Here is a 10,990-nt window from a genome sequence, read left to right as displayed (position 1 = left end):
CCCATGGCCTTCGAGCGGGTCTGCGGGCTCTCCGACGTCCCCGAGAACGGGGCGCTGCGGGTGGAGCTCGCCGACGTCGACGTCGCCGTCGTCCGGTACGACGGCGACGTCTACGCGGTGCAGGACGTGTGCTCGCACGCCGAGGTCCCGCTGTCGGAGGGCGACGTCGAGGAGTTCGACGGCGCACCCACCATCGAGTGCTGGCTGCACGGGTCGTGCTTCGACCTGCGCACCGGCGAGCCCACCAACCTGCCGGCCACCGAGCCGGTCGACGTCTACCCGGTCCGCGTGGAGGGGGATGACGTCTACGTCGACACCGAGTCCGACGGGCGCCTCCCGCTCGCGGCCGGCAACTGAGGAGCGAGAGAAGAAGTGTCGGTTCTGGAGATCCGCGACCTGCACGTCACGGTCGGTGAGGGCGACGAGACCAAGGAGATCCTCCGCGGCGTCGACCTGACCGTCCGGTCGGGCGAGACGCACGCGATCATGGGCCCCAACGGCTCGGGCAAGTCGACCTTGGCGTACTCGATCGCCGGGCACCCGAAGTACACGATCACCGGCGGCACGGTGACCCTCGACGGCGAGGACGTCCTCGCGATGAGCGTCGACGAGCGCGCCCGCGCCGGCCTGTTCCTCGCCATGCAGTACCCGGTCGAGGTCCCCGGCGTCTCGGTGTCGAACTTCCTGCGCACCGCCGCCACCGCGGTCAAGGGCGAGGCCCCGAAGCTGCGCACCTGGGTCAAGGACGTCCGCGACGAGATGTCGGCGCTGGAGATGGACCCGGCGTTCGCCGAGCGCAACGTCAACGAGGGCTTCTCCGGCGGTGAGAAGAAGCGCCACGAGATCCTGCAGATGCGGCTGCTCAAGCCGAAGATCGCGATCCTCGACGAGACCGACTCCGGCCTCGACGTCGACGCGCTGCGGGTCGTCTCCGAGGGCGTCAACCGCACCCGCGAGGAGGGTGACGTCGGCGTCCTGCTGATCACCCACTACACGCGGATCCTCCGCTACATCACACCCGACTTCGTGCACGTGTTCGTCAACGGCAAGGTCGTCGACGAGGGCGGCAAGGAGCTCGCCGACAAGCTCGAGGCAGAGGGCTACGCCGCCTACGTCAAGGGCTCGAAGGAGACCGCGAAGGCATGACCTCGACCGCCTCGCGTCCCACGGGGACGCGTGTCCCGCTGCCCCTGGACGTCGAGGCGATCCGGGCGGACTTCCCGATCCTGTCGCGCACCGTGCGCGACGGGAAACGGCTGGTCTACCTCGACTCCGGCGCCACCGCGCAGAAGCCCCGCAGCGTCCTCGACGCCGAGCGCGACTTCTACGAGCGGATCAACGCCGCCCCGCACCGCGGCGCGCACCAGCTGGCCGAGGAGGCCACCGGCGCGTACGAGTCGGCGCGGGCGCGGATCGCGGCCTTCATCGGCGCCTCCGCCGAGGAGGTCGTCTTCACCCGCAACTCCACCGAGGCGATCAACCTCGTGGCGTACTCGCTGTCCAACGCGGTGACCGCCAAGGACCCGGCGCACCGCCGGTACGCCGTCGGCCAGGGCGACGAGATCGTCGTGACCGAGATGGAGCACCACGCCAACCTGGTGCCCTGGCAGCAGCTGTGCGAGCGCACCGGGGCGACCCTGCGCTGGCTCGGGCTCACCGACGACGGCCGGCTGGACCTGTCCGACCTGGACACCGTGGTCAACGAGCGGACCAAGCTCGTCGCGGTCACCCAGCAGTCGAACATCCTGGGCACGATCAACCCGCTCGGGCCGATCACGGCGCGGGCCCGGGAGGTCGGCGCGCTGGTGCTGGTCGACGGCGCGCAGTCGGTGCCGCACCAGCCGGTCGACGTCGCGGCGCTCGGCGCGGACTTCCTGGTGTTCTCCGGCCACAAGATGCTCGGGCCCACCGGCATCGGCGTGCTGTGGGGCCGCTACGACGTCCTCGACGCGCTGCCGCCGTTCCTCACCGGCGGGTCGATGATCGAGGTCGTGCGGATGGAGGGCAGCACCTTCATGCCGCCGCCGCAGCGGTTCGAGGCCGGCGTGCCGATGACCGCCCAGGCCATCGGCCTCGGCGCCGCCGTCGACTACCTGCAGGCGCTCGGCATGGCGAACGTGCAGGCGCACGAGGAGGCGCTGACCGCCTACGCGCTCGAGCAGCTGCAGGCGGTCCCCGGCGTCACCGTGATCGGCCCGCCGGACACCGTCGCCCGCGGCGGCGCGGTGTCCTTCACCGTCGAGGGCATCCACCCGCACGACGTCGGCCAGGTCCTCGACGACCTCGGCATCGCCGTCCGGGTGGGGCACCACTGCGCGTGGCCGGTGGTCCGGCGCTACGGCGTCCCGGCCACCACCCGGGCCACCTTCTACGTGCACACCGGGTACGACGACGTCGACGCGCTCGTGGAAGGCGTGCGGGCCGCGCAGCGTTTCTTCGGTGTGACGCCGGAGGAGGCAACCGCCTGATGCAGCTCGAGTCGATGTACCAGGACATCATCCTGGACCACTACCGCAACCCCCACGGCCGCGGACTGCGCGACCCGTTCGACGCCGAGGTGCACCACGTCAACCCGACCTGCGGGGACGAGGTGACCCTGCGGGTGCACCTGGACGGCGAGACGATCGCCGACGTGTCCTACGAGGGCATGGGCTGCTCGATCAGCCAGGCCTCGGTCTCGGCGATGTACGACCTCGTCGTCGGCCGCCCGGTCACCGACGCGCTGGCCACCGGCGACTCGTTCATGACGCTCATGCAGTCCAAGGGCGACTCCACGGTGGCCGAGCAGCTCGAGGACGAGCTCGAGGACGCCGTCGCCTTCGCCGGGGTGTCGAAGTACCCCGCCCGCATCAAGTGCGCGCTGATGAGCTGGATGGCCCTCAAGGACGCCTCCGCCCGCGCGCTGGCCGCCACCCCCACTGGAGGACAGGCATGAGCGAGACCACCGAGAACACCGCCCCCGAGCTCCCGGCCTACAAGTCGGCGCTGCTCGAGGACGTCGAGGAGGCCATGCGCGACGTCGTCGACCCCGAGCTGGGGGTCAACGTCGTCGACCTGGGCCTGGTCTACGGCATCGACGTCGCCGAGGACGGCGACTCGCAGGTCGCCGTCCTGGACATGACGCTCACCTCGGCGGCCTGCCCGCTGACCGACGTCATCGAGGACCAGGCGCGCGCCGCGCTGACCGGCGGCCCCGGCCCCGGCCTGGTCGACGACGTCCGGATCAACTGGGTCTGGATGCCGCCGTGGGGTCCGGACAAGATCACCGACGACGGGCGCGAGCAGCTGCGCGCCCTCGGCTTCCGGGTCTGATCGAGGGACCGTCTGCCCCGCACGACACGCTCCGCGTGCCGCGGGACCCCGCGGCCGCGCCGGACGAGCTCGACCGAGGGTCCGCGATCCCCTCGCCGGACTCCTCGATGGGCCCCCGGGGACGACCCGGCGGCCCACGCGAGCGTCGTGACACTGCCCGCGCCCCTCGGGGCGCGGGCAGTCGTCGTCGGGGGGACCGTCCGGCACGTCGTCGCCGCCGACGTCGACCCGGACCGGGTCGCCCGCCGGTGGCCCCGGACCGGCCGGCCCTGCCGCTGGGCGCCCGCTCCTCTCGCCGCTGCGCGCGTTCCCGAGCCCGGGCCACCGGGCGGTGTGCGCGGAGTCGCTGTCCGGCCCCGAGCCGGGCGCGGGTTGTCCGTGGCGCACCATCGGGTAGGGCGCCAGCGGGCTGCGCACTCCGCCCGAGGAGGACGGCATGAACGAGACCTTCCGGCTGGGCCGCATCGCCGGCATCCGGGTCGGCGTCAACGCCAGCGTCCTGGTGATCGTGGCGATCATCGCCGCCGGCCTGGCACTGGGGCGCTTCCCCCTGGTGCTGCCCGGCCGCAGCGGCCTCGCGTACGCGGCCGCCGCCCTGGTGGCCGCGGCCGCCTTCCTCGCCTCGCTCCTCGCGCACGAGCTGGCCCACGCGGTGGTCGCCCGGCGCAACGGCGTGGAGGTCGAGGGCATCACGCTGTGGCTGCTGGGTGGGGTGGCCCGGCTGCGCGGCGGCGCACGGACCCCCGGGGCGGAGTTCCGCATCGCCGGCGTCGGCCCGCTGACCAGCCTCGTCCTCGGCGGGCTGGCCATGGCGGCCGCCGTCCTGGCGCGGGTCGCCGGCGCCGGCGGGCTGCCCGTGGCCGTCCTGGACTACCTCGCGGTCATCAACGTCTCGCTGGCCCTGTTCAACCTCGTCCCGGCGGCCCCGCTCGACGGCGGGCGGCTGCTGCGGGCGCTGCTGTGGTGGCGGCGCGGGGACCCGTGGTCCTCGGCGGTGACGGCGTCCCGGGCGGGGCGGTTCTTCGGGTTCGCGCTCGTCGCCCTCGGCGCCCTGCAGCTGGTCACCGGCCGCGGCCTGGGCGGGCTGTGGCTGGGTCTGATCGGCCTGTTCCTCGTCAACGCCGCGACCGCCGAGGAGCAGCAGGCCCGCGCGTCCGCACGGCTGGGCGGGCTGCCGGTGGGCCGGGTGATGAGCGGCCCGGTGCTGACCGCCGACCCCGACCAGCCGGTCGACCGATTCCTGTACGAGGTGGCCCTGGCGCACCGGTTCAGCACCTACCCGCTGGTCGGCCCCGGCGGGGCGCTGGTCGGTCTCGTGACCCTCAACCGGCTGCGGTCGGTACCGGCATCCGCCCGGGCGACGACGCGGCTGCGTGACGTCGCCTGCCCGCCGTCGGAGGTCCCGACCGCCCGCCCGGAGGAGCCACTGCTGGACCTGCTGGGGCGCATGGAGGGCTGCAGCGACGGGCGAGCCGTGGTGCTCGACGGCGGCCGCGTGGTCGGCGTCGTGTCCCCGAGCGACGTCACGCGGACCCTGCAGCTGGCCGACCTGGCCGCGGCCGGCCGGTACCCCGGCGCCGGTGGGGGAGCCGACGTCGCCCGGGTGCCGGGCCCCGGACCCGGCTGACCACCGGCCGGGGGTCAGCGCATCTCCGACAGCCGCGCGCCGAAGCCCGCGACCGGGCGCAGCTCGCGGCGGGCGCCGAGGGCCAGCAGGCCCGCGCCGGCGACGAGGACCCCGGCCAGCGGCAGCGGCAGGGCCTCCACCGCCAGCCCCACGCCGAGCGCGACCGCCGTGGCCGCGCCGACGAACAGCGGCGCCCGCACCGCGGCGCGCGCACCGAGCGCCATGGCCGCGGCGGCGGCGACCAGCACCGGCAGCGGGCGCAGCGCGCCGGGCTGCACCACCGCGGCCACCGTCGACGGCGCCGCCGCGGCCACCAGACCCGGACCCCACACCGGCCAGGACGGGCCGTCGAACAGGCGCGGCCCGGCCGCCACCAGCAGCGCCGCGGCGGCCGGCAGGCTCCAGGCCTCGACCACGGCCGTGCCGGTCAGCGCGGCCAGCGTCCACCCCGCAGCGCCCAGCTCCAGCGCGCCGGTGCGCCAGGCCGCCTCGGCCTCGCCCCCTCGGGCCGCCGGCGCCGCCCAGGCGCAGACCAGCACGCCCTGCACGGCCAGCTGCGCCGCGAGCGGACCCCACGCGGCGGAGACGGCCAGGACCACCAGCGCCGCACCCGCGCAGACGGCGCCGACCGTGCCGGTCGCACCGCGGACGTCGGCGGCCAGCGCGGGCCGGGCGGCCAGCGTGCCGGCGAACAGCCCGGTGAGCGCCGCCGCGGCGGCGCCGGCGGAGAGCAGCCCCGCCGGCACCGCGAGCAGCGCCGCGGCGACGAGGCAGCCGACGGCCTCGGCCAGCGCCCGGGCCCGCTCGTCCCGGCGGGCCGCCGCGACACCGGCCGCGGACAGCGCCAGCAGCACCAGCAGCGCGATCAGCGAGGGCCAGCGCGCGGCCGCGACCAGCTGGGCCACCGCCGGCACCACCAGGACGAGCCCCGCGGCGGTCGCGGCGGGCAGCAGCAGCCCCCGGCGCCAGCCGGTCAGCGTGGCCGCGGCCACGCTCGCGAGCAGCACGCCGAGCCAGCCCGCGAGCGGGAGCGGGACCGGCCCGTCGGTGGACAGCGCCGCACCCACCGCCCCGCCGGCGACCAGGCCCGCGACCCCGGGGACCAGCCGCGGCGGCCCGAGCAGCGGCTCGACCGCGCGCTCCAGCCGCACGAGCAGCAGCGCGGCCGCCGCGGCGACTGGCAGGCCGGCCGCGACCCGGCGGGCATCACCGGCACCGGTGGCGGCGCCGACCAGCCCGCCGGCTGCCCCGGCGACGAACCAGGGCGCGGTGGTCACCAGGGCGACGCGGGCCAGCGGGCGCCGCGCCGTCAGGGTGACCGCGAGCCCGGCCAGCGCGACGCCGAGCAGCAGCGCGGTGCGCGGCAGGCCCGCGGGCACCAGGGCGAGCGACCGCAGGGCCGCCACCTGCAGCGCCAGCCAGGCGCCGAGCGGCCAGCTCAGCGGCCGGGGGAGCAGCACCCGCAGGCTGAGCAGCAGGACGGCCAGGCCCAGCGCCGGCAGCGGCCCGCCGTCGGCGGTGCGCTCCCCGCCGGCGGCTCCGGTCAGCGCGAGTGCGACCGCGGCTGCGGCGCACGCCTCCTCGGTGCTGCGCAGCCGGGCCCGGGCGGCCCACGCCGCGGCGCACGCGGCGACCAGCGCCAGCAGCAGGACGCCGATCCGGGCGACCCCGCCCGCCAGCGACGGCCCGGCCAGCGCCGTGGCCACCAGCAGGACCACCCCGACGCCGAGGATCACCTGCGGCGGCCGCAGCCGGGCGGGCAGCGAGGGCAGGGGCGGGCCGGGATCGACGCGGGCCGCTCCCGGCGGGCCCGCGTAGGGCAGGGGTGGCAGCGGCGCGCCCGTCATCGCCGTCCCCCCTCGCGCCCGGCCGTCGGGCCTCACGCTAGGGGCGGTCAGCGCATCTGCGCGACCCAGGCCACCGCCTCCCGTGCCTGCTGCCGGCGCCGCTCGTAGGTGGCCCCGACGACCAGCAGGAGCAGGCCCGCGGTGGCCAGCGTGACCCAGCGCGGCACGAGCGGCGCGTAGGACGCCAGCCGGCCGAGCGTCACCACCAGCAGGGCACCGGCCCCGAGGACGAACGGCGCCTGCCGGTGGGTGAGCGCCCCCGCGACGGTCAGCCCGGCCGCCGCGGCGACCACCCCGACCAGCCGCAGCGGCGCCGGGTCGGCCACGGCGACGACCGCCGACGGCAGCAGCGCGACGGCCACCGCGGCGCCCTCGGCGGCCCAGGAGGCTGCTCCCGTGCGCAGCGCCGGGAGCGCGAGCAGCAGCAGCCCCGCCGCGGCCGGCAGCGTGTAGACCTCCGGCGTGCGGATCTCCGCACCCGCCGCGGCGATCCACCCGGCGAGCACGAGGTCGGCCACCGCGAGGACGGCGGCGAGGCGGCGCCGGGCGACGACGGCGTAGCAGCCGGCGGCCGCCCCGGCCACGGCGAGGTCGACCGCGACCTGCCCCCACGCCCCGGCGCTGCCGGCGGTGATCCCGGCGGCCACGGCGAGGACCGCGCCGGTGCCTGCGGCGGCGACCTCCTCGGGCCGCGCGGCGCGGGCCGTGGCGACGGCGAACGCGGCGGCGGCGACGAGCGCGAGCAGGAGGCCCGCGACCCCGGGGGAGAGCAGGCCACCCCCCGAGGCGATCAGGACGGCACCGCCGGGTGCGGCCAGCGCGGTCCCGGTCGCCGCGGCGCGGACCCCGGGGCGCAGCACCGCGGCGAGGACGGCCGGGACGGCGGCGGCGAGCAGCACCAGGGCCAGCGGCGCGGGGTGGTCGCCGTCGGCGAGGACGCCGGCGACGGCGGCGGTCAGCGCGCCCCCGCCGGCGAGCAGCGCCGCCGGCGCGGACCCGGCGACCGACGGCGGCGCGGCGGTGGTGAGCAGGACCAGGCCCAGCCCGCCCGCCGCGACGGTCCCCGCCACACCGAGCCCGCTCAGCGACCCGGCCAGGGCCAGGGCCGCGACCCCCGCCGCGCCGGCCGCGGCGGCGCGCGGCTCCGGCAGGAACGGCGCCAGCCGCGGCTCCCGCAGCAGGGCGCCGGCGACGGCCGCGGCCACCACGAGGACGCCGGTGGCGACCCACCCGTCGACCGCACCGCCGTCCCAGGCCAGCGGGACGCCGAGGAGCACCCCGGCGCCTCCGGTCAGGGCGCCCAGCCCGAGCGCGACCCGCTGCAGGGCCGGGCGCAGCAGGAGCAGCGCCAGGACGTCGACCAGCGCGGTGGCGAGCAGGACCGCGACCCCCGCGCCGCCGTCGGCCACCCCGAGGGGCAGCAGCAGCCAGCCGGCCGGCTGGGCGGCGAGCAGGGCGACCAGCGGCCAGGTGACCGTGCTGCGCGTGCCGCGGCCGAGGGCCAGGGCCACGGCCGCGCCCGCGACGCAGGACAGCCCGCCCCACAGCCGGGGCGGCACGGCGTCGGCACCCCAGAGGCCGAGCGCGTGCGCGGCGGCGAGGTCGACCGCCAGCAGCGCGGCCCCGGCGCCGGCCAGCGCCTCCTCGGTGGCCCGCAGGCCGCGGCGGGCGCTCCACGCCGAGGCCGCGCAGGCGGCGGCGGTGACCGTGGCCATGACCGCGGCCTGGAAGGTCACGCCCAGCCGGCTCCAGGCCACCGCCACGAACGCGATGGCCGCGGCGACCACGAGCAGCGCGCCCAGGCCCAGCAGCACCTGCTGCGGGCTCAGCCGCCGCCGCGGGGACGGTGGCTGCGGGAGCGGTGGCGTACCGGGCGGCGCGGCGGGCGCGGGCGGCGGCGGCCAGCCGGGCGCCGGAGCGGGCGCGGGCGCCCAGGCCGGGGCCGGAGCGGGCGGAGGGGCGGGGGCCGGGCCCGGGGCCGCGGCGCGCAGGGTGGCCACCAGGGCGTCCCGCTCGCGGGCGAACTCGTCGATGGTCGCGCCGAGCCGGGCCACCACCGTGGCCGCCTGCGCGACGGCGGGCAGGCCGCACGTCCCGCAGGGCGCCGGGGCGGGCGCGGCCGGCGTGCCGCAGACGGGACAGGGCAGACCCCAGGAGGGCCCGGACCAGGAGGGATCGGTCACGGGCGGATGGTGACGCGCCGCGGGCGCCGGCGGTAGCGATCTCGCCCGGACTGTGGACGGACGGGGGTGCCGTGGACGTCACCCGGCAATCCGCTCCGGTTCCGGGACGAGAGGGCCTACCCTGGGATCAGTGATCACGACGACCGGCCTCGAACTGCGCGCCGGCGCCCGCATCCTCCTCAGCGACGTCAGCCTGCGCGTGCAGCCGGGCGACCGCATCGGTCTGGTCGGGCGCAACGGCGCCGGCAAGACCACCACGCTCACCACGCTCGCGGGTGAGCGCCTGCCGCACGCCGGCAAGGTCGAGGTGACCGGCGAGATCGGCTACCTCCCGCAGGACCCGCGCAGCGGCGACCTCGACATCACCGCCAGCGACCGCGTGCTGTCCGGCCGCGGCCTCGACGTCCTCAAGGCCCAGCTGGTCAAGGCGCAGGTCGCCATGGCCGAGCCCGCCGACGACGCCGAGCGCGACCGCGCCGTCCGCCGGTACGGGCGGCTCGAGGACCAGTTCGCCGCGCTGGGCGGGTACGCCGCCGAGAGCGACGCCGCGCGCATCTGCACCGCCCTCGGCCTGCCCGACCGGGTCATGGGCCAGCCGCTGCGCACCCTGTCGGGCGGCCAGCGGCGGCGCGTGGAGCTCGCCCGCATCCTGTTCTCGGACGCCGAGACGCTGCTGCTCGACGAGCCCACCAACCACCTCGACGCCGACTCGATCGCCTGGCTCAAGACGTTCCTCGCCGCGCACAAGGGCGGGCTGATCGTCATCAGCCACGACGTCGAGCTGCTCGACGCCGTCGTCAACAAGGTGTGGCACCTGGACGCCAACCGGGCCACCGTCGACGTCTACAACCTCGGCTGGAAGCCCTACCTCGCCCAGCGGGAGACCGACGAGCGGCGCCGCAAGCAGGAGCGGGCCAACACCGAGCGCAGGATCGACGCGCTGACCGCGCAGGCGGACAAGATGCGCGCCAAGGCCACCAAGGCCAGGGCCGCGCAGAGCATGGACAAGCGCGCCGCGCGGCTGGCCGCCGGGCTGGAGGAGGTCCGCGTCCAGGACCGGGTGGCCAAGCTGCGGTTCCCGACGCCGGCGCCGTGCGGGCGGACCCCGCTCACCGCGGAGGGGCTGTCCAAGAGCTACGGCTCGCTCGAGGTGTTCACCGACGTCGACCTCGCCGTCGACCGGGGCGCGCGGGTCGTCGTCCTCGGGCTGAACGGGGCGGGGAAGACGACGCTGCTGCGGATGCTGGCCGGCACCGAGGTCCCCGACACCGGCGAGGTGCTGCCGGGCCACGGGCTGCGGATCGGCTACTACGCGCAGGAGCACGAGACGCTCGACCACGACCGCTCGCTGCTGGAGAACATGCGCGCGGCCGCGCCGCAGAGCACCGACACCGAGCTGCGGCGCATCCTCGGCGCCTTCCTCTTCTCCGGCGACGCCGCCGACCAGCGCGCCGGCACGCTGTCCGGCGGGGAGAAGACCCGGCTGGCGATGGCCACGCTCGTCGTCTCCGGCGCCAACGTGCTGCTGCTCGACGAGCCGACCAACAACCTCGACCCGGCCAGCCGCGAGCAGGTGCTCGACGCGCTGCGCACCTACACCGGCGCCATCGTGCTGGTCACGCACGACGAGGGCGCGGTCCGCGCGCTCGACCCGGACAAGGTCATCCTGCTGCCCGACGGCACCGAGGACGCCTGGAGCGAGGACCTCGCCGACCTCGTGGAGCTCGCGTAGCGCTCCTGGCGGCCGGGACGACGGGCGGCGCAGCGCTGGACCTGCCCGGTGCCGGCGTGGTGGACGTCCTCGTCGCGGCGCAGCCGCGGGCGTCCACCACCGTCGCCGGCCACGGCACCCACCCGAGGGTGCTCGCGGACGTCGAGGCGGCGTCGGTCGAGGACCTCGAGGAGGCGCTCACCGGGGCGTGGCCGAGCCGCGCCCCGCGCCGGCTGCGCGGGCACCTGCCCGGCGGGTGACCGTCCGGGCCGGCCCTCCGCGCCCGCCGCGGGACGGCTCGCCGGGAAGT

General features: G+C 77.2%; 10 protein-coding genes. 8 read left to right on the top strand and 2 right to left on the bottom strand.

What is annotated here, in order from left to right:
* Positions 1-3: 3 nt before the first annotated feature.
* The 6 genes from ACFO3M_RS19760 (at position 4) to ACFO3M_RS19735 (ending at position 4,939) form a co-directional block, all read left to right on the top strand.
* On the top strand, positions 4-357 hold the full coding sequence (locus ACFO3M_RS19760; protein WP_387992930.1) for a non-heme iron oxygenase ferredoxin subunit: 354 nt from the start codon (positions 4-6) through the stop codon (positions 355-357).
* Positions 358-372: 15 nt separating this feature from the next.
* Complete coding sequence (gene sufC / locus ACFO3M_RS19755; protein WP_387992927.1) at positions 373-1,146, top strand: Fe-S cluster assembly ATPase SufC; 774 nt, start codon at positions 373-375, stop codon at positions 1,144-1,146.
* Positions 1,143-2,468 (top strand): cysteine desulfurase, encoded by a 1,326-nt coding sequence (locus tag ACFO3M_RS19750; RefSeq protein ID WP_387992924.1) that lies wholly within the window; start codon positions 1,143-1,145, stop codon positions 2,466-2,468. Before sufC ends, ACFO3M_RS19750 begins: the two co-directional genes overlap by 4 nt.
* Complete coding sequence (gene sufU / locus ACFO3M_RS19745; RefSeq protein WP_387992921.1) at positions 2,468-2,935, top strand: Fe-S cluster assembly sulfur transfer protein SufU; 468 nt, start codon at positions 2,468-2,470, stop codon at positions 2,933-2,935. The genes ACFO3M_RS19750 and sufU overlap by 1 nt, the downstream gene beginning before the upstream one ends.
* Positions 2,932-3,312 (top strand): metal-sulfur cluster assembly factor, encoded by a 381-nt coding sequence (locus ACFO3M_RS19740; RefSeq protein WP_387992918.1) that lies wholly within the window; start codon positions 2,932-2,934, stop codon positions 3,310-3,312. The genes sufU and ACFO3M_RS19740 overlap by 4 nt, the downstream gene beginning before the upstream one ends.
* Positions 3,313-3,748: 436 nt before the next feature.
* Positions 3,749-4,939: a site-2 protease family protein gene (locus ACFO3M_RS19735; protein ID WP_387992915.1), complete on the top strand. Its 1,191-nt coding sequence runs from the start codon at positions 3,749-3,751 to the stop codon at positions 4,937-4,939.
* A 14-nt stretch (positions 4,940-4,953) separates the two neighbouring features.
* Here ACFO3M_RS19735 and ACFO3M_RS19730 read toward each other — a convergent pair whose 3' ends face one another.
* Together ACFO3M_RS19730 and ACFO3M_RS19725 are read right to left on the bottom strand one after the other, a co-directional pair.
* The gene (locus ACFO3M_RS19730) at positions 4,954-6,786 is read right to left on the bottom strand and encodes an SCO7613 C-terminal domain-containing membrane protein (protein WP_387992913.1); all 1,833 of its coding nucleotides are present in this window, start codon (positions 6,784-6,786) and stop codon (positions 4,954-4,956) included.
* Positions 6,787-6,833: 47 nt separating this feature from the next.
* Positions 6,834-8,969: a DUF2157 domain-containing protein gene (locus ACFO3M_RS19725; protein ID WP_387992910.1), complete on the bottom strand. Its 2,136-nt coding sequence runs from the start codon at positions 8,967-8,969 to the stop codon at positions 6,834-6,836.
* Between the two features lie 130 nt (positions 8,970-9,099).
* Between ACFO3M_RS19725 and ACFO3M_RS19720 the strand changes: the two genes are divergently transcribed.
* Together ACFO3M_RS19720 and ACFO3M_RS19715 are read left to right on the top strand one after the other, a co-directional pair.
* Entirely contained in the window at positions 9,100-10,701 is a 1,602-nt protein-coding gene (locus ACFO3M_RS19720; protein WP_387992907.1) for an ABC-F family ATP-binding cassette domain-containing protein, read from the top strand.
* A 56-nt stretch (positions 10,702-10,757) separates the two neighbouring features.
* Entirely contained in the window at positions 10,758-10,940 is a 183-nt protein-coding gene (locus tag ACFO3M_RS19715) for a hypothetical protein (protein WP_387992904.1), read from the top strand.
* The last annotated feature ends 50 nt before the right edge of the window (positions 10,941-10,990 follow it).

The organism is Geodermatophilus arenarius (assembly GCF_042654585.1).
Taxonomy (GTDB): Bacteria; Actinomycetota; Actinomycetes; order Mycobacteriales; family Geodermatophilaceae; genus Geodermatophilus; species Geodermatophilus arenarius.
This window is presented reverse-complemented; position numbering and strand designations above follow the sequence as displayed.

Bases quoted from the DNA above. Each gene is read 5' to 3' on its own strand.
- ACFO3M_RS19735 (WP_387992915.1), top strand. From the start codon at position 3,749: ATGAACGAGACCTTCCGGCTGGGCCGCATCGCCGGCATCCGGGTCGGC.
- ACFO3M_RS19730 (WP_387992913.1), bottom strand. From the start codon at position 6,786: ATGACGGGCGCGCCGCTGCCACCCCTGCCCTACGCGGGCCCGCCGGGA.
- ACFO3M_RS19760 (WP_387992930.1), top strand. From the start codon at position 4: ATGGCCTTCGAGCGGGTCTGCGGGCTCTCCGACGTCCCCGAGAACGGG.
- ACFO3M_RS19740 (WP_387992918.1), top strand. From the start codon at position 2,932: ATGAGCGAGACCACCGAGAACACCGCCCCCGAGCTCCCGGCCTACAAG.
- ACFO3M_RS19750 (WP_387992924.1), top strand. From the start codon at position 1,143: ATGACCTCGACCGCCTCGCGTCCCACGGGGACGCGTGTCCCGCTGCCC.
- sufU (WP_387992921.1), top strand. From the start codon at position 2,468: ATGCAGCTCGAGTCGATGTACCAGGACATCATCCTGGACCACTACCGC.